Annotated in this window: 15 protein-coding genes; 7 read left to right on the forward strand and 8 right to left on the reverse strand. The window is 70.6% G+C overall.

The genetic code is table 11. The annotated features are described in order from the left end of the window. Window positions 1-30: 30 nt before the first annotated feature. From IO39_RS51050 to IO39_RS28305, 3 genes are all read right to left on the reverse strand, one after another. Window positions 31-3,435, reverse strand: coding sequence for a WD40 repeat domain-containing serine/threonine protein kinase (locus tag IO39_RS51050; protein WP_084773632.1), 3,405 nt, complete (start codon window positions 3,433-3,435; stop codon window positions 31-33). 200 nt (window positions 3,436-3,635) lie between these two features. Next, window positions 3,636-4,352 (reverse strand): carbonic anhydrase, encoded by a 717-nt coding sequence (locus IO39_RS28300; RefSeq protein ID WP_211267200.1) that lies wholly within the window; start codon window positions 4,350-4,352, stop codon window positions 3,636-3,638. 262 nt (window positions 4,353-4,614) lie between these two features. Further along, entirely contained in the window at window positions 4,615-5,589 is a 975-nt protein-coding gene (locus tag IO39_RS28305; protein ID WP_052423475.1) for a LysR family transcriptional regulator, read from the reverse strand. 109 nt (window positions 5,590-5,698) lie between these two features. On the opposite strand from IO39_RS28305, the gene IO39_RS28310 reads away from it, so the two are divergent. The 3 genes from IO39_RS28310 to IO39_RS28320 all read left to right on the forward strand — a co-directional run bounded on the left by IO39_RS28310 (window position 5,699) and on the right by IO39_RS28320 (window position 7,413). Beyond that, entirely contained in the window at window positions 5,699-6,322 is a 624-nt protein-coding gene (locus tag IO39_RS28310; protein WP_043629076.1) for a LysE family translocator, read from the forward strand. A 35-nt stretch (window positions 6,323-6,357) separates the two neighbouring features. After that, window positions 6,358-6,903 carry a GNAT family N-acetyltransferase gene (locus IO39_RS28315; protein ID WP_043629279.1) on the forward strand — a complete coding sequence of 182 codons (546 nt, stop codon included), beginning with the start codon at window positions 6,358-6,360 and terminating at the stop codon, window positions 6,901-6,903. Between the two features lie 216 nt (window positions 6,904-7,119). Beyond that, complete coding sequence (locus tag IO39_RS28320; protein ID WP_043629079.1) at window positions 7,120-7,413, forward strand: DUF1330 domain-containing protein; 294 nt, start codon at window positions 7,120-7,122, stop codon at window positions 7,411-7,413. Window positions 7,414-7,446: 33 nt separating this feature from the next. On the opposite strand, the gene IO39_RS28325 is transcribed toward IO39_RS28320, so the two are convergent. The 3 genes from IO39_RS28325 to IO39_RS28335 form a co-directional block, all read right to left on the reverse strand. Beyond that, window positions 7,447-8,616 (reverse strand): MFS transporter, encoded by a 1,170-nt coding sequence (locus IO39_RS28325; RefSeq protein WP_043629082.1) that lies wholly within the window; start codon window positions 8,614-8,616, stop codon window positions 7,447-7,449. A 75-nt stretch (window positions 8,617-8,691) separates the two neighbouring features. Beyond that, window positions 8,692-9,294, reverse strand: coding sequence for a TetR/AcrR family transcriptional regulator (locus IO39_RS28330; protein ID WP_043629084.1), 603 nt, complete (start codon window positions 9,292-9,294; stop codon window positions 8,692-8,694). A gap of 64 nt (window positions 9,295-9,358) precedes the next feature. Beyond that, the gene (locus IO39_RS28335; RefSeq protein WP_063765355.1) at window positions 9,359-9,802 is read right to left on the reverse strand and encodes a MerR family transcriptional regulator; all 444 of its coding nucleotides are present in this window, start codon (window positions 9,800-9,802) and stop codon (window positions 9,359-9,361) included. Window positions 9,803-9,861: 59 nt separating this feature from the next. On the opposite strand from IO39_RS28335, the gene IO39_RS28340 reads away from it, so the two are divergent. Beyond that, window positions 9,862-10,830 (forward strand): aldo/keto reductase, encoded by a 969-nt coding sequence (locus tag IO39_RS28340; protein ID WP_043629087.1) that lies wholly within the window; start codon window positions 9,862-9,864, stop codon window positions 10,828-10,830. 166 nt (window positions 10,831-10,996) lie between these two features. On the opposite strand, the gene IO39_RS28345 is transcribed toward IO39_RS28340, so the two are convergent. Both IO39_RS28345 and IO39_RS54905 read right to left on the reverse strand, forming a co-directional pair. Further along, window positions 10,997-12,997 (reverse strand): B12-binding domain-containing radical SAM protein, encoded by a 2,001-nt coding sequence (locus IO39_RS28345; RefSeq protein WP_052423476.1) that lies wholly within the window; start codon window positions 12,995-12,997, stop codon window positions 10,997-10,999. Window positions 12,998-13,078: 81 nt separating this feature from the next. Continuing rightward, window positions 13,079-13,246 carry a hypothetical protein gene (locus IO39_RS54905; protein WP_157548995.1) on the reverse strand — a complete coding sequence of 56 codons (168 nt, stop codon included), beginning with the start codon at window positions 13,244-13,246 and terminating at the stop codon, window positions 13,079-13,081. Between the two features lie 380 nt (window positions 13,247-13,626). Between IO39_RS54905 and IO39_RS28350 the strand changes: the two genes are divergently transcribed. From IO39_RS28350 to IO39_RS28360, 3 genes are all read left to right on the forward strand, one after another. Then, a complete protein-coding gene (locus IO39_RS28350) occupies window positions 13,627-13,872 on the forward strand; it encodes a DUF1843 domain-containing protein (RefSeq protein WP_043629089.1) in 246 nt (81 codons plus the stop codon). Further along, window positions 13,865-15,367: a radical SAM/SPASM domain-containing protein gene (locus IO39_RS28355; protein ID WP_043629091.1), complete on the forward strand. Its 1,503-nt coding sequence runs from the start codon at window positions 13,865-13,867 to the stop codon at window positions 15,365-15,367. The genes IO39_RS28350 and IO39_RS28355 overlap by 8 nt, the downstream gene beginning before the upstream one ends. 198 nt (window positions 15,368-15,565) lie before the next feature. Next, entirely contained in the window at window positions 15,566-16,984 is a 1,419-nt protein-coding gene (locus tag IO39_RS28360; protein WP_052423494.1) for an alpha/beta hydrolase family protein, read from the forward strand. Window positions 16,985-17,026 lie beyond the last annotated feature (42 nt).

Raw genomic sequence — 17,026 nt, forward strand, 5'->3', positions numbered from 1 at the left:
ACGATCATCGAACCGGGATGAGACACCCTCTCAGGGGCAGCTCTCGCGGTACGGAAGGCCCGGGACATAGACCTTCCACTCCGCGGGGGTGAGGGAGCCACCCGCCCGCCGGCAGATCGCCCGGATGACGCCGGCGGGCTCGACGACGTACGTGCGCACCACCCCGTTCAGGTCAAGGGTGACGACCCCGGCCCCGTCGGCCGTGAAGGCGATCGACTGGAGCTGCCCCGTTTCCGGGTTCTGCCCGCCTCCGGTGTCGCGCAGCGTGCCGAGGCCCGTTCCGGTGACAGGATCGAACAACCGCACCCTGCCGTCCGGCGCCGCGACCGCGACGATGTCGTCACGCGGAGAGTAGGCGGCGATCGACGACTCGCCCGACTCGTCGCGGACGACCGGGCCGAGGCGGTTGCGGGCGGTGTCCCACAGCGTCAGGCGGCCCCGGGAATCCAGGACGACCACGCCGTCGCCGTCGCGGAGGAAGAAGATCCGGACGCCGGCGGTGCTCCTTCCGCCGGTGCCGAAGGGCTCGGTCACCGACCGGCCGGTGGCGGCGTCGAGCAGGCGCTGGCCGGCCCCGGCGACGGCCAGCCGCTCGCCGTCGGGAGAGAAGGCCACGTCGTTCGTCTCGGGAAGTGGCACGCTCCAGAGCTTCCGCTTCGCCTTCCAGTCCCATACCTGGGCGGTGTACGTGAGCTTGCCGCGCCCGTCGTCCGGGCTGCGCAGGACGAGCGCGAGGCGGGCGCCGTCAGGGCTGAAGCTCGCCACGTGGGGCTCCAGACCGCCCGGATCGGGGGCGATCCCGCCCAGGACGGCTCGCGAGGCGACGTCCACGATCCGCACGGCGCCCTGGTCCACCGCGGCCAGGAGCCTGCCGTCCTGGCTGAAGTACGCATCCTGCGCGGCAGGCAGCGCGCCCGTCGTCTTGCCGCTGCGGACGTCGCGCAGCCGGGTCCGATCGCCGGCCTGGATCGCCGCCATCCGCCCGTCCGGGCTCAGCCTGCCGAAATCGATCGAGGCGGACACCGGGGTGACGGAGAGGTCGGAGACGTCGACGGAGAAGACGCGATCCTCGACGAGATAGCGGAAGGTCCGGCCGTCGAAGGCGCCCTGAGGCTGCTCGTCGTCAGCGTCCGTACTGCCCAGCAGCGGCACCGTCGTGAGAAGCTGGGCATCGGCCATCCGCCAGAACTGCACCTCCTCACCGGTGATCGAGGCGAGCAGCTTCCCGTCGCCGCTGACCGTCACCGCCCCGCTGTTCCAGGTTCCTTGCGTGCCGGCGCCGTCCTTGACGCCGATGTCCACGACGGATCCGTCCTTGACGTTGGTCAGGCGCACCGACGTCGTCCGCGGCGCCGCCAGCCACGTGCCGTCCGCGCTCGCCGCCGAGCGGGCGGTGGCGGGCCGCGTGCGCCCGCCCGTTCGCGGGTTCCACTGCTGCGCCTGGTCGGGCTGCCGGATCGTCACCGTCCGGTCGTCCACGTGAGCGATCTCCGCCCAGCCGTTGACGAGGTCGAGCGGGCGCGCGAAGGTCCAGGTCCCGACGGCCGTGCCGCTGGACAGGTCCCAGGCGCGGGCCCGCCTGTCGGTCAGGACGACGAGCGTACGGCCCGTGGGCGCCAGGGCCACCGCGATCACCTCGTCTCCGGACAGCCCCAGCCGCGTGATCCCGCCGATCCTCCTGCCGGTGCGCACGTCCCACACCTGGGCGCTGTCCCGGCTGACGCTGGCCAGGGTCCGCCCGTCGGCGCCGAGGGCTCGCACCGTGTCGCCGGCGGTCACCCGATCCGCGAACACCGCCGACTCGCGCTGGGCGAGTGCCGTCGTCAGCCCCGCCCTCGTGAGCGGCGTGTGGTCCAGGCTCCACGCCGCCACGCTCAACCGCATCGCGCGCATCGGATCCGTGATGCGTACCTGCTGGGCGAGCCCGGCCAGCCGGGTCGCCTCCGACCTGCCCAGCGACGCGGTGATCTGCTCGGCCCGCCGATCGGCGGTCATGCCCTGCTGCACGGCCAGACCTCCGGCCACCAGGGAGATCACCAGCAACCCGCCGAGGCTCAGCGACACCAGGCGGGCGCGCTTGGCGCCGCGCCTGGCCAGCTCCGCGCTGGCCTGGAGGAAGGCCTGTTCCGCGGGGGCCAGCGTGATGTTGCGCCGCGCGTTCGCCGCCCACCGCAGGGCGTTGTCCAGGCTGCTGCCGCGGAACAGGTCACCGTCGCGCCGCCCGGCCCCGTCCCACCGGCGCGCCGCCGCGAGGATCTCCCTGTGCACCGCCAGCCCGTCGCGGTTGCTGTCGATCCAGCGCCGGTACCTGGGCCAGGCGTGCGGCAGCGCCGGTCGGGCCAGCCACAGCTCCTCGCCGTCCTGGGTCAGCAGGTAGGCGAACACCTGGAGGATCTTCTTGATCGCCGCCGCCTCGTGCGGCGCTCTTCCCTGGAGGACCTCGGCCCGGGCCGCCCGCCACACGGTCAGGTTCCCGTGCTCGTCCACGGTGACCAGCCGCAGGAACACCTCGGCCGCCAGCTCCCGCTCGGCAGGCTCGAGCATCGCGTACGCCTGCTCCGCCAGCGCGCCCAACGCGGGATCGTCGGCCGGCACGGCGATCCGCAGGGCCTCGCGGCCACCCTCGGCGAGCAGCCCCGCGGTGTCCAGCCGCCCGCCGCCACTGACCAGGGCGAGCAGCAGCTCACGAGAGGTCGGGCGGTCGAGCGGATCCTTGGCCAGGGCGGCGGCCGCCAGCGGCCGCAGCGACGACGGCAGCACGCCGAGATCCGGGCTGGCGGACAGCACGCGGTGCATGACCCCGCCCAGGCTCTCGGCCTGGAACGGGTCTTCCCCGGTCGCCGCGAACACCACGATGCCACCCCAGGCGAACACGTCGGCCGGCGCTCCCGCCCGCTGCCCGGTGAACACCTCGGGCGCCATGTACGTCGGGGTGCCGGTCACCAGCCCCGTCGCGGTCAGCGACATCTCGGCGGTCCTGGCGATGCCGAAGTCGATGACGCGCGGCCCGTCGGGGCCGAGCAGCACGTTGTCCGGTTTGAGGTCGCGGTGCACCACGCCGGCGTCGTGGATCGCGGTCAGTGCGGTGGCCACGGCCGTCGCCAGCCGGTGCAGGTCGCCGCCGTGGAACCGGCGCCCGTCCGCCACGGCCCTGCGCAGGCTGGGGCCGGGCACGTACTCGCTGACCAGGTACGGCCTGGGCCCCTCCAGGTGCGCCTCGATCACCCGCGCCGTGCAGAACGACGAGACCCGCTGCGCCGCGGCGGCCTCCTTGGCCAGCTGCGCCGCCCGGTCACCGTGCAGCACCTTGATGGCCACCCGGGTGCCGTCCTCGGCATAACCCTCATAGACGACCCCCTGGCCGCCGGAGCCCAGCCGGCCCGCGAGCCAGTAATCGCCCAACCGCTGGGGATCGCCAGCGACAAGATTGTTCATGGGACCTTGGATGCGAAGATCACCCGCGAAGTTCACGGAAGCGACGGTCGCGCTTCGCACACCCCTGCGATGCCGTCCGGTGATCACGGTGAACGTCGGCGGCGAGAGCCGCGATCGGCCCTGGGGCCGGCAGTCCCGCTCAGGCCGCTTCCCGCCGGCTCCCTCAGCCGCGGGGCTGAGGGAGTGGCTGGGGGTCGCCGTCAGATCAGGCGGGTGACCTCGCCGCTGTCGATCGAGTAGTGGGCGCCGATCACCTTGAGCTGCCCCTTGGCGATGCGCGGAGCGAACAGCTCGTCCTTCTTGAGCTGTTTCACCACGTCGACGGTATTGATCCGGATCATCTTGTCGATGTCGCCGCCCGAGCGCTTGTAGGCCGAACGCAGCGAGGAAGCGATCGTGCTGAGCTTGCCCGGCAGCTTCTTGTGGTCGTGCAGCGACTCCGCGGCGGCCGTGACGGCTCCACAGCGCTGATGGCCGAGCACGACGACGAGCGGGGTGCCCAGCTCGGCGGGGCCGTACTCCGCCGAGCCCGTGACGAGCGGGTCGATGGTCTGGCCGGCGGTCCGCAGCACGAACAGGTCACCCAGACCGGTGTCGAAAACGAGCTCGGGGGGCACCCGCGAATCGATGCATGAGAACACGACCGCGAACGGGTCCTGCTTCTGCGCGACCTCCGCCCGTCGCGCCGCGTCCTGGTGCGGATGCGTGGGAGAGCCGGCCACCCAGCGGCGGTTGCCCTCACGCAGCCGCGCCCACGCCTGGTCCGGGGTGGCGGGACGCGCCTCGGGGCCGGTCCCGTCTAAGGCCCGGGCGGGTACGGCGGTGCCGGTGGAAACCGCCGTGGCGACCAGGCCGCCTCCCACGACCAGTCCCGCGCGCAGCCAGCTCCGCCGATCCATCTTGTGATCGTTTTGCATGATCTGGAGTATGTGCCTCCTCGGCGTTGAGCGCCAGAAAATGTAACTCTTGTCACAGATATTGTTACAGGGAGTCATATTTGGGTTTCGTGGGGCGACGGCGGCCCGGCCTCCCGAGGGGCGGCCGGGCCGGACAGCCCGGCAGGCCAGGCAGCCAGTGAGCCGCTGCTCGCTCCTCCCGCCCGGTCCGCGCCCTGAGCCGGTCGGCGCGGGCCCGCCGGGCCATCCGCAGCCCCGATGCCCTGGCGCTTCGGCAGGTCCTTCAGGCTCCGGGCGGCGCGTTCGACGGGCGTGGTTCTTCTCGCAGGGGAGCTTCCCAGGTGGCGGTGATGTCGCGGGCGACATCACGCAGGAGGTCGATGAGCAGGTCCGCGAGCGGTGTGAGGCCGGCGTCGCTCTTGGTCACGGCGTAGAGCCGGCGGTACGGCCTGGGGCAGGCCAGCTCGCGATGGGTGGTGCCGGGCGCATGGGTCAGGGCCAGGCGCGAGACCAGGGCCACGGCGATGCCCGTGCCGACGAGGGCCTGGGCGACGTCGTAGGACTCGGTCTCGAACCGCACGGCAGGAGTGAACCCGGCCGCGCGGGCGGCGTCGTGGAACTGCTCGCGGGCGGCGTGGCCGGCCAGGATGGAGACCCACGATTCGTCGCGGAGTTGTTCCAGGCGGAGTCCGGCGTCCGCGGGCTGCCCGGTGGCCAGGGGATGGTCATCGGGGAGCACCACGACCATCGGGTCCACCAGGAGCGAGTGGGCCCGCAGGTGCGGGGGCGGCACGAGCGGGGCGCCCCAGGACGCGACGATGGCCACGTCCAGGCGCCCCGCGCCGATCTCGGCCGCTCCGCGTCCGGACACCACGTCCATGACGGAGACGTCGGCGTCCGGATGGCGGTGTCGCAGAGCCGTCAGGGCCGGCGGCAGCAGGTGCAGGGCGGCCGCCTGGAACGTCCCGATCCGCAGGCGGAGCGAGAGGTGGCCGAGCAGTGCGGCCAGTTCCGCCTCGGCCCTGTCCGAGGCCTCCTCCACGGTTCGGCCGTGTCTGGCGAGCAGCGCGCCGGCCGCGGTGAGCGTCGCCCCGCGCGGACCACGGACGACCAGGGGCACCTGCCAGTCGCGCTCGGCCTTGGCCACCTGCTGGGTGACCGCCGCGGGGGTGAGCCGGAGTGCGTGGGCCGCCGCCGTCAGGGAGCCGTGCCGCTCGATCAACGCGAGAAGCCGGAGCTGCCCCGGATCCACCACCATTCACCGATCTTAACGCTGCACCCTTCTGTTTTAACTTCTCTTGAGGGCGGAGGGCTGGAAGCCTGGTGGGGCACCCATCGGCCGCGATCCCCGGAAGGGGTTCTTTTCCATGCCCACGCATGTCCCCGTTTTCATCGCCACCACCTTGCTGCTGGCGATGCTGCCCGGCGCGAGTCAGGCCCTGATGATCCGGCAGGTGCTGGAAGGCGGGCGACGTACGCTCCGGGGCACGCTCGCGGGCAATGCCAGCGGCTTCCTGCTGTGGTCCACGGCCGCCGCGGCCGGGCTGTCCGCCGTCCTGCTGGCCAGCCCTGCCGCGTACGCGGCGCTGCGGATCGCGGGCGGCGTCGTGCTGATGATCCTCGGGGTGAAGACGCTACGGACCGCGCTCACCACGGTCACCATCCGCCCGCCCGACGAGGGCGGGCGGCGCACCGGATTCGTGGGCGGATATGTCACCGGCCTGGTCACCAACCTCGGCAATCCCAAGGCGGGCGTGTTCGCCGTCTCGGTGCTGCCGCAGTTCGTGACCGCGGAAGGCCCGGTGTTCCTGTCGACCGTCGCGCTGGGAGCCCTGTGGGCGCTCGTCAGCGCCTCCTGGTACGCGTTGCTCACCTGGGCCGTCGGCCGCGGGCGCGCCCTGGTGTCGCGGCCGGCCGTCCTGCGGGGGCTCAGGGTGACCACCGGCGTCGTCCTGCTGGGGCTGGGCGCCGCGGTGGCAGCAGGCCTGTGAGGGCCCGGGGTTGTATGAGCGTGCATCATGGGGTGATGCGTCGTCCTGCCTCGGTTCTCGTCTCCGGCCGCCTTGTGCTGCGGCGATGGCAGAGGCAGGACATCGATGCGCTGGCCCGGGCGATCCGGGACTCCCACGATCATCTGCTCCCCTGGTCGCTCCTCGCGGTGGGAGACAGTCGCGACGTCGCGACCGATCTGGTGACCACGGCTCGTTCGGAGTGGGAGCGGGACGAGGCGTACAAGTACGCCATCCTCGTGGAGGGCCTGGTCGTGGGCGGCTGCGGGCTGATGCGCCGGGCCGGGCCGGGCGGCCTGGAGATCGGCTATTGGCTGCACGGGGACTGGACCGGCCGGGGCCTGGTCACGGAGGCCGTCGCCGTCCTGATCGCGGCGGGATTCGCGCTGGATGGAGTCGAGTGGCTGGAGATCCGGCACGACGTGGCCAATGTCGCCAGCGCGGGCGTTCCCCGGCGCCTCGGCTTCGCGGAAGTGAAGCTCCAGACCGCCCCGCATGCTCCGTCCCCGCGGATGCCGGGCGAGTCGGGAGTCGTCAGGGTATGGCGGAAGACGCGTCCGTAGCCTCGCGAGGCCGGCCAGGGCCCGACGCGGGCCGTGCTCCGCAGCTCCCGCTCCCGGCGCCGCGCGGTGTCGTCCGCGTTCACGACACCTCCTTCAGCGTTCCCTCCCGTCCCCGAGAACCGCCCCGGCCGCGCAGGGGCACGCCGCGGCGCTTCATGTGCGTCCTGCACGTGATGCGCTTCAAGTCAGTTCACTCATCCCACCACTGGAGGTGCCATGCCCAAGGGCTACTGGGTCAGCGTCTACCGCACCATTTCCGACCCTGAGAAGCTGGCCGCTTACGACAAGCTGGCCGCTGCGGCCGTCAAGGCCGGAGGCGGCCGGGTCCTCGTCCGTGACGGCCGGGTCGTGGCGCATGACGCCGGAATCGCCGAGCGCACCATCCTGATCGAGTTCGACAGCTTCGAGCAGGCCGTCGCGACGCGCGAGAGCGCGGCCTACCAGGAGGCGCTGGCCGTCCTCTCGGACGCCGTCGAGCGCGACTTCCGCATCGTCGAAGGCATCGGCTGACCGAGGCCCGGCCGGATCTTCACCGAAGGGACGTCAGTCTCGTACCGGCTGGGGGTGGACGCTCTTCCACGTGACGGTTTGTGCGGCCAGGACGCAGGTGGCGAGGAGGGCGAGGGCGGCGCCGGTCCACATGGCGGTGGCGGTGGTGTCTCCGGAGGCGCTGATCGCCAGGCCGCCGACGGCGCTGCCGGCCACGACGCCGAGGGTGATGACGGAGGTGTGCACGGTGTTGACCAGTCCGCCGGCGCCGGCGACTTCGACGACGCGGGCCACGAGCGCGGGGTTCATCGTGACGCCGACGAGGCCGACCATGAGCACGCCGGGCAGGGCGGCCCAGGGCAGGTGGGCGAACAGGGCCAGGGCCACCAGCGAGCCGGCCAGGGCCAGGTGGCCGATGCGCAGCAGGGTCACCGCGTGGCGGTCGGCGTAGCGGCCCACCACGTTGTTGCCCAGGACGGTGCACAGGCCGTAGCCGAGCAGGATCAGGGTCGTGGTGCCGGGAGAGAAGCCCGCGTCCTGCTCCAGCAGGGGGGTGAAGTAGGAGAAGGCGCCGTACGTGGCTCCGATGGTGAGCAGGCTGACCAGGTAGCGGCTCCACAGCCGGGGCGAGCGGAACTGCCGCAGGTCGTCGGCGGAGGTCTGCGCGGAGACGGCGGGCAGCGCGGGCAGGGTGCGCAGGTCGAGCAGGGCGATGACCAGGCCGGCGGCCCCGAGGGCGAAGAAGCTCGCCTGCCAGTTCCAGGTGGTGGCGATGGCGTGGCTGATGGGCAGGCCCAGGACGGCGCCGAACATGAGGCCGTTCAGCACGATGGAGATCGACGACGCGATGCGGTCGGGGCTGGGGGCGAGCCGGGCCGCCATGGTCAGGGTGAGACCGAACACGGCGCCGCCCAGGCTCCCGGTCAGCAGGCGGAGCGCGGCGATCCACCAGTAGTCGTGCACCAGGGGCACGCAGGCTTCGAGCACCGCGTAAGCGGTGACGACGCCCAGCAGCGCGCCCTTGGGCGGGACCAGGCGCAGGGCCATGACGATGAGGGGGCCGCCGATGGCCATGCCGAAGGCGTAGATCGAGATCAGCGTGCCGATCGTGGTGGTCGAGGCGCCGAGGCTGCGCGCCATTTCCGGCAGCATGCCCATCGTCTGCAGTTCGCTCATCGCGACGACGAGAAGGGTGAGCATCAGCCAGTGAAGAGGCCGTTTCATGGAGCGACGCCTTTCTGTATTTCAGAATCCAAAACTTGGGCAGCGTAAGAGAGCGGAACCATCCGCTCTCTTCGCTCAGCCCAGCAGGGAACGAAGCCCGTCGAGGGCGATCCGGTGCAGGATGTCGGGGGTGACTCCGGTCTGGGCCGCCACGCGGATGCCGGAGATGATGGTGTTGATCAGGAGGGCGCCTTCACCGGCGGGAGGGCCGTCGGGCACGCTTCCGTCGGCGCGACCGGCCCGGATGGTGTCCTCCAGCAGCCCGAGGCGCTCCCGGAGGTCACGGTCGAGAATGCGCGCGATGCGCTCATCGCGCGCCCGCAGGCCGGGGTTCATCAGGGTGTGCACGCCCATGCAGCCGGCGGCATGCCCTTCGGCGCGCGCGACCCGCTCCTCCTCGATGATCGCGTCGATCAGCTTCCGGAGCCGTTCGGCGCCACTGAGGGAGGTGTCGGTGAGGATGGACTCCTGGCGCGCCCGCATGGTGGACGCGTAGTGATCGAGCGCCCGCACGAACAGCTCGTCCTTCGACGTGAACGCGTTGTACAGGCTGCTGCGCCGCACGTCGGCCGCCTCGCAGAGCTGCTCGGTCGAGGTGTCGGCGAAGCCGTGCACCCGGAACTGCGCCGCTGCGGCTTCGAGAACCACGCTCTCGTCGAAGGTTCGCGGTCTGGCCATGAGCGAACGCTACCACGTTTTGTATTCCCAGATCCAAAATAGGCGCCGAACCCTTCGTGGCCGATCATCTGCCACGGGGCTGCCGGCCGCGTTTCCACCGCACGGGCACCGGATGGCGGCTGCCACTCCGGGAGGTGACGGTGGAGGGCTGGGCCTGGCCGGCCTCGGCGGCGTCGAGGTAGCGGATCAGCGCCTGACGGTTGCGGTCCAGGACCTCCATGCGTTCGTCGATGTCCCGGAGGGTCCCCCGCAGGATGCCGACCAGATCCGGGCAGCTGTTCAGCCGCGGCTGCTTGCCCGCCGCGCACGGCAGCAGCTCGCGGATGACCTCGGTGGACAGCCCGGCGGCGAGCAGGCCGCGGATCTGCGCCACGATCATGGGGGCGTCGTCGGCGTAGTCGCGGTAACCGTTGGCCAGCCGGACCGAGGTGAGCAGGCCCTGTGATTCGTAGTAGCGCAGCAGCCGGGTGCTGACCGAGCTGCGGCGCGCCAGCTCGCCGATGAGCATGTGATCTGCCCCGCATCAGCTTGACGTTCCAACCGATGGGAAACTTTAGCGTCGCTCCCATGCAGTACACACATCTCGGCCGCACCGGCCTGCAGGTCTCCCGGCTCGTGCTCGGCACGATGAACTTCGGGCCGGACACTCCCGAGGACATCAGCCACGCGATCATGGACCGTGCTCTCGACCTCGGCATCAACTTCTTCGACACCGCCAACATCTACGGCTGGCGCCCCGGCGAGGGCTGGACCGAGCAGATCATCGGACGCTGGCTGGCCAAGAGCGGGTGCCGCGACGACATCGTCCTGGCCACCAAGGTCTACGAGCCGATGGGTGAGGGCCCCAACACCCGCGGCCTGTCGGCGCTGCACATCCGCCGGCAGGTAGAGGACAGCCTGCGCCGGCTGGGCACCGACCACATCGATCTCTACCAGGCCCACCACATCGACAGGAACACGCCATGGGAGGAGTTCTGGCAGGCCATGGACCTCCTGGTGGACCAGGGCAAGATCCTGTACGTCGGCTCCTCCAACTTCGCCGGCTGGCACATCGCCCAGGCCGGCGAGGCCGCCAGGCGACGGCACTCGCTCGGGCTGGTGAGCGAGCAGTCGCTGTACAACCTCGCCGAGCGCACCGCGGAGCTGGAGGTGCTGCCGGCCGCGCGCGAGTACGGCCTGGGAGTGATCCCCTGGTCCCCGCTGTACGGCGGCATCCTCGGCGGCATCCTGCGCAAGCCCCGCACCGGACGCGCGTCGGGATCGGACCTCACGGCCAAGCGGCTGGCGGCCAACCGGGAGCGGGTGGCGGCCTACGAGCTGTTCTGCGAGGAGATCGGCCGCCCTCCGGCTGACGTCGCCCTGGCCTGGCTGCTCCACCAGCCCGGCGTCACCGGCCCGATCATCGGGCCGCGCACGCTGGACCAGCTCGACCGTTCGCTCCAGGCCCTGGATCTCCGTCTCGGCGCGAGCGAGCTGGCCCGCCTGGACGAGATCTTCCCCGGCCCCGGCCCGGCCCCCGAGGCTTACGCCTGGTGACCGCGCCCGAGGCTTACGCCTGGTGACCGCGCCCGAGGCTTACGCCTGGTGACCGGCCCGGCAGCCGCCCCACGCTTCACAAGCCGCCCATAGAGGGTCCCGTCAGGGAGGGCACGATCAACCTCGCCGGCGCCCGGGCAGTTCGCCACGAGCGCGCTGATGGCTCCTATGCGGGGGCGGCTTCCGGCGTGTTCTGACCAGGTGGAACCAGCCCTTCGAAGAGCAATGGCGCCAGCTCTTTGATCTCGGTCACGCTCAGGCCCGTCTCACAACAGGCGTCGAACGCTCTGCGGGCGCCTCCGTCGATCCGGAGGACGCGGCCGCTCACCCTGTTGATGACGAGTTCGCTGCCGGCCCGGTCTGGGTGCGTGACCCGGCTCACCAGGTCACGCACCTTGATCGCCGGTGGCAGGCCGCCCATGTCACGCACCATCCGGCACCGCTCGACCAGTTCCGCCGGAGTCATGTGCGACAGGACACACAGCAGCAGTTCACGGGGGACCCAACCCGCTCCGACATAGCCAGGAACAGTTGAGGACGCGTCCTGTAGCCTCCTCATCCACTCCAGGGCGCGAACCGCGTCCACTCCGCTCGACACCTCGTAGTCGTAGTAGACGTCGACATCGCCCATGCCGGTCGGCTTGATCCGCACGCCGAAGTCCTCGAGGTGGTGGAAGATGGGCGCGTTATGCTCCAGCGAGAATGCGCCGGCGCCGAAGGAACTGATGATGTCCGAGTTCTCCATGACGAACCTGAACGTCTCCTCGGCGTCCTCCTCCGTCTCCCCCGGAAAGCCGAAGAAAAGGAAACAGTGCATCCATATCCCGGACTCGGTGGCATCCCTGAGATTGCGCAGCATGACTTCTCGGCGGGTATTCTTCCGCATCAGGGACAGCACTCGCTCGGAAGCCGACTCCAGCCCCACGTAAAGCGATCGGAAGCCGATCCGGTGTGCGTTCTCGAAGTCGGCGCGCCGGAAGAAGTCCTCAAACTTCATGAGTCCGGTGAAGCACCATCCGGTCTCCGCGTGCGACGGCAGGTTCTCACCGAGACAGCGTGCGATCTTCGGCGGTATCGCCTCGTCGTTGAAGGCGAAGTTGCGCACCCCGTACCTGTCGGCGAGGGTCTCGATGGCGCGTTGCACGTCTGCCACCGCGTACCCGGCGTATTTCTCTCCGTAGACCATGCCGTGATGGCAGAACTCGCAGCGGCCCCAGTAGCACCCGCGCGAGGACAACAGCGGCAGCGTCGTCTCCGCCGAGAGGTAACGACCCAGCGGCATGTCATCGAAGTCGGGAACGGGGAGCTCCGACGGCCGTAGTGGCGGGCATGGCGGCGACGCCACTATCTGCCGTTCCTCCCGGTAGACGATCCCGGGTACGGCTTCGGTCAGCGGATCCCCGGCGCGCAGGTTCGCCAGCATCCGCTCGGCCGGCTTCTCTCCCTCGTTGCGGACGATGACGTCGAAGAATCGCCCGAACCAGTGCGGCTGGAGGGCGCCACGCTCGAAGATGCGCGAGAAAATGGTCCCGCCGACCATGACGGGCGCATCCGACACCTGCTTGATGGCCGATCCGATCAGCAGCGTGAAGTAAAGCTGCTCTTGCCCGATGCAGGACATTCCGATCGATCCGGGAGCGGGTGCGAGGATTTCTTCCGCCACCAGGCGCCGCACGAACTCCCCGATCACGGGATGTGGTTCGGCGACGCGGCGCTCCAGCTCCGAGGAGCTCAGGTTTCCCGACCTCAACCGGAACTCGTACGGGGACACCGTGAATTCTCCGCACACCCGCGACACTGCGTCCAGGTAGGTGGCCAGCGACTTGACCCCGATGTAATGGGCCTCGAAGTACGCGTCCTTGTCCGGCCGGCGGTCGTCATTCGCGGACTGTCTGAGCCGGGCCAGGTCACCGCGAAACTCATGAACCCTTTCGAAGATCGCCCCGAAGGCGGTCCGGGCGTCACGTGACAGATCGCCACCGGCGGCAACCTGCTCCAGCAGGAGCTTCGCGCACTCGTCGGACAGCAGCCACTCGTAGAACAGGACATTGCCATCGACCGAATCGACAGAGAATCCGGCCCGCTTGAGCCAGGCGGAGAGTGAAGGAAGTGAAAGGGCCGGCTGGAATGCGCTCCACTGCGGTGGGAAGACAAGCAGGATTTCCATTGCTCCGTCGCAAGAAGTGAATAGAGATGCCGTCCGTCCGGAGACTTCCAAACGGAGGCAGGGCGTCCGGGCCGGCAGACGTCACACTTCTATCGGCGGCGACGGCTGGTTGTTGTTGTTATTATTGTTGTTGTCATCGGACAGGAGAGTGTCCTCTCTTGCGCCGAGGATCTCGACAATTTCCTCCGGGCTTGCCGCTTTCATCATCTCGGCGATCTGGCGGTTGATCCGCGCCGCGGCGTCTGTCATTTCGTTCCCTCCCGCGTCGGTCGCGGTCGATCTCCATGGGATTTCGACTCCATCCACCGGCTATTGTGGATCGAGTCGGGTATGGCCACACGCCCCGCAGGTCTTCGGTTCGGTAAAACCTCGCTCTCGCCACGTAACGACCTGGTCATTCTGGCGATCAGCCGGCGGCCGGTTCATGACGGCACCCGTTTCACGCACCGCGGGACGGGTACGCAGGGTGATCGAGCCGGGTGCGCCAGAGGTGGCCGAGCCACCATCGCGGACGGATATCCACGCTCACGAACGCCGGCGAAACGGAGCACCTCTGTCTCCGGTGTTCGCGGGCTCGTATCGTTCCAGCTCGCATGACGATTCGCGTGCGATGACGTGGGGGAACCGACGTGACCGACAGGGAAGACGATTCCGTTTCCAGGCCCCTTCCTCCTTATGGGCCGGCAATCCACGACGCGATTGCCAGTAACGATCTGCAGCAGATGAAGGCGGTCGCCGAGGGGGCGAGAAAAGCCCTGTACCAGGTGGATTTCGGACCCGTCCCGGCGGAACGGTACGGCGAGGTGAAGGAGGCGCTGGAGGCCCTGGACGCGGCGATCATCCGGTTGGACAGGACGGGCGGTACAGATGGGTGACGCGGGCGGCCGGGCGCGACCCGCCAGGCCCAACCGCTATCTGAGCGGGCCCGACGTTCGCGGCCACCAGCTCGTGCACGCAGTCTGGGAGCTGACCTTGGCCTGCAACCTGAAATGCAGGCACTGCGGGTCACGCGCGGGCAGCGTGCGCCCGGAGGAGATGACGACCCAGGAGTGCCTCGGCGTCGTCCGGCAGCTCCACGAGCTCGGCGCCCGCGAGGTCACCTTGATCGGTGGCGAGGCATACCTGCGCAAGGACTGGGTGGAGATCGTCAGGTCCATCTCCGACGCCGGGATGGAGTGCACGCTGCAGACCGGGGCCTGGCAGCTCACCGGCACGCGCATCGCCCAGGCCGCGGACGCCGGGCTGGTGGCCTGTGGTGTCTCCATCGACGGACTGGCGCCTCTGCACGACCACCTGCGGGGCCGGCCCGGCTCGTTCGACGCCGCCATCGACGCGCTCGGCAGGCTCCGCGAGCACGGGATCAGAACGAGTGTCAACACCCAGATCACCGCCGCCGTCATCCCTCAGTTGCGCGACCTGTTCCGAGAGTTCCTCGCGACCGGGGTGCGCAACTGGCAGGTCCAGCTCACGGTCGCGATGGGCAGGGCCGCCGACAACCATGACCTCCTGATGCAGCCGTACCAGATGAACGAACTGATGCCGCTGCTGGCCGAACTCCATGCCGCGGGCGTGGCCAAAGGGCTGCTTCTCCAACCAGGCAACAACATCGGGTACTTCGGGCCCTATGAGGCGCAGTTGCGCGGCAGTGGCACCGCGAGCATGCACTGGGCAGGGTGCTTCGCCGGCCGCAACGTTCTGGGCATCGAGGCCGACGGGACGATCAAGGGCTGCCCGTCGTTGCCGACCGTGACCTACGCGGGTGGCAACGTCCGCGACTCCAGCATCGCGGAGATCTGGGCGTCCGCGTCCCAGCTGTCGTTCGCCCGGAAGAGCCGCGGCAAGGAGATGTGGGGGTTCTGCGCGAGCTGCTACTACGCGGACGTCTGTGAGGGCGGCTGCACGTGGACGTCACATTCTCTGCTGGGGCGGCCGGGAAACAATCCGTACTGTCACTACCGGGCGTCCGAGCTGAAGAAGCAAGGCAAGCGCGAGCGGGTGGTCCGCCGGCTTCCCGCGCCGGGGACCTCGTTCGATCATGGCCGATTCGAGATCGTGGTGGAGCCCGACCCGGACACCGCTGGGGAGCATCGGGCGGCGGGAGCATCTCCACAGGAACGCTCCCGGCCAGGGCCCCCGCCGGCGCCGGGCGACGCCGGCTCGCACCTGCCGTCCCTCGTCCTGTGCCGCGCGTGCGACTGCCATGTGTTCGCGGGCACGGATTTCTGCCCGCACTGCGGGGCGGACGTCCCGGCGTCCCAGCGAGAGTACGAAAGCGCGCTGGCCGATGCCCGCCACGCTGCGAGCCGGCTCGCGCGGGCCATCGGGAGCCTCGGACCGGAGCTGCCTGCGACGACAACACCACGCGCGTAGAACCGTGCCGTGTTGATCGACCAGCCGGCCGAGCAGCGGAGCGGCGCCGGTTCCCTCCATCTGGCCACTGCGGGTCAGGGCTGCCGGGCTGTACGACCACGGTCGCAGAGTGGTCGTGGGAGGTCATACCGGGGTCGCGCACGACTTTCCGTATGAGGGCCGATGTCCGGCCGGGGTCACTCCGGCACCGTGATCGCCATGACTGTGACCGTGTTCTTCGGCCTGTCCCCGGCAGAGCTCCTGGCCTTGGCGGCCGCCGTGGTGCTGGTGCCGGCCCGCTGGCTGCCGCCCGGCGCGCGCCGGCCCTCGACGTGGGCGGGTGCGGCAGCCCTCGCGGTGTCCGCGACCGTGCTGGCCGTGCTCGGGATCCGCTGGCAGCTCATCCCCGTCCTCGCGGGCGGGGCCATCGCGCTGGCGTTCGCCGTTCCCTCCCTGCTGAGGCGGCCCGCACGGCGGGCCCGGTGGTGGCTGGCCCTGCCGGGGTCGGCGGCATGTCTGGCTCTGGTTCTCGCCGGCGCGGCGGCGGCGTGGGCGCTGCCCCGGCCCGTGTTCCCCGAGCCGTCGGGCGCACACGCCGTCGGCACGACCGTCGTGCAGTGGACCGACCCCGAGCGAGCGGAAACCGCCACGGCCCGGGCCGATGACCGGCGGACGGTCGTCGTCCAGCTCTGGTATCCCGGGCAGCGCGATCCCGCCGCCCGGCGGGCGTGGTACCTGGGTCGTACGGCGCGGGAGGCACGGCTCGTCGCCCGCGGCCAGGCCGGCTACCTCGGCCTTCCGGGCTTCGTTCTCGACGAGGCGGCACACGCCCGCACACGCTCAGTGCCCGATGCCCCGGTGGCCTCGGGAGGCGGCCGGTTCCCCGTGGTCCTGTTCTCGCCCGGGCTCGGAGGCGTGCGGACCCAGAACACCGCCTGGGCCGAGGAGCTGGCCAGCCGCGGCTACGTCGTGGCGGCCCTCGACCACCCGTACGACTCGGCCGTCGTCACCCTTGCCGACGGCCGGACGATCCGCACCCGGGTCGCGTCCACCGGCGACCAGGCCGAGGACGACAGGCGCGCGGCCGGGTGGACCGCGGTCAGGGCCGCCGACCTCGGCTTCGTCCTCACCCAGCTCGGCCGCCTGGACCGCGGTGAGATCCCGGGCCTGCTGGCCGGGCGGCTGGACCTCCGCCGGGCCGCGGCGACCGGCCACTCCCTCGGCGGCGCCGCCGCCCTGCAGGCCGCCCGCCAGGACCCCCGGTTCGCAGCCGTCATCGACATCGACGGCTTCCCGCGAGACCCCGCGCCGCGGCCGTTCGGCCAGCCCGTGCTCGCGCTCACCCACGACGTGCGGCCGGGCGAGGAGCCGGACTATCTCTCTCGCCTCACGCGGGTGCTCCAGCTCAGCACGGCGACGAGCTACCGGCTCACCGTCCCCGGCTCGGCACATCTCACCTTCACCGACGCTCCGCTCTTCCTGCCGCCGCTGCCCGCGCTCGTCGGCTCCCTCGGCCGGACCGCCGGGCCACGTATCACCGCGGCGGCCACCGTCGCCTTCCTCGACGCCGCGCTCCGCGGCGGATCCGGCGACCTGGCCGCGACCCTGTCCCGGTACGGCCACCTCACGGTCCTGTAGGCAGCCGCTCCGGGCCGTCACTCCAGGCCGATCAGTGCCCGT

The organism is Nonomuraea candida (genome assembly GCF_000725485.1).
Classification (GTDB): Bacteria; Actinomycetota; Actinomycetes; order Streptosporangiales; family Streptosporangiaceae; genus Nonomuraea; species Nonomuraea candida.

Coding starts and splice junctions, on each gene's coding strand:
- IO39_RS28325 (WP_043629082.1), bottom strand. CDS start 8,616: ATGAAACGGCCTCTTCACTGGCTGATGCTCACCCTTCTCGTCGTCGCG.
- IO39_RS28345 (WP_052423476.1), bottom strand. CDS start 12,997: ATGGAAATCCTGCTTGTCTTCCCACCGCAGTGGAGCGCATTCCAGCCG.
- IO39_RS28340 (WP_043629087.1), top strand. CDS start 9,862: ATGCAGTACACACATCTCGGCCGCACCGGCCTGCAGGTCTCCCGGCTC.
- IO39_RS28335 (WP_063765355.1), bottom strand. CDS start 9,802: ATGCTCATCGGCGAGCTGGCGCGCCGCAGCTCGGTCAGCACCCGGCTG.
- IO39_RS28300 (WP_211267200.1), bottom strand. CDS start 4,352: ATGCAAAACGATCACAAGATGGATCGGCGGAGCTGGCTGCGCGCGGGA.
- IO39_RS28355 (WP_043629091.1), top strand. CDS start 13,865: ATGGGTGACGCGGGCGGCCGGGCGCGACCCGCCAGGCCCAACCGCTAT.
- IO39_RS28305 (WP_052423475.1), bottom strand. CDS start 5,589: ATGGTGGTGGATCCGGGGCAGCTCCGGCTTCTCGCGTTGATCGAGCGG.
- IO39_RS28360 (WP_052423494.1), top strand. CDS start 15,566: ATGACTGTGACCGTGTTCTTCGGCCTGTCCCCGGCAGAGCTCCTGGCC.
- IO39_RS28320 (WP_043629079.1), top strand. CDS start 7,120: ATGCCCAAGGGCTACTGGGTCAGCGTCTACCGCACCATTTCCGACCCT.
- IO39_RS28315 (WP_043629279.1), top strand. CDS start 6,358: ATGCGTCGTCCTGCCTCGGTTCTCGTCTCCGGCCGCCTTGTGCTGCGG.
- IO39_RS28310 (WP_043629076.1), top strand. CDS start 5,699: ATGCCCACGCATGTCCCCGTTTTCATCGCCACCACCTTGCTGCTGGCG.
- IO39_RS51050 (WP_084773632.1), bottom strand. CDS start 3,435: ATGAACAATCTTGTCGCTGGCGATCCCCAGCGGTTGGGCGATTACTGG.
- IO39_RS28330 (WP_043629084.1), bottom strand. CDS start 9,294: ATGGCCAGACCGCGAACCTTCGACGAGAGCGTGGTTCTCGAAGCCGCA.
- IO39_RS54905 (WP_157548995.1), bottom strand. CDS start 13,246: ATGACAGACGCCGCGGCGCGGATCAACCGCCAGATCGCCGAGATGATG.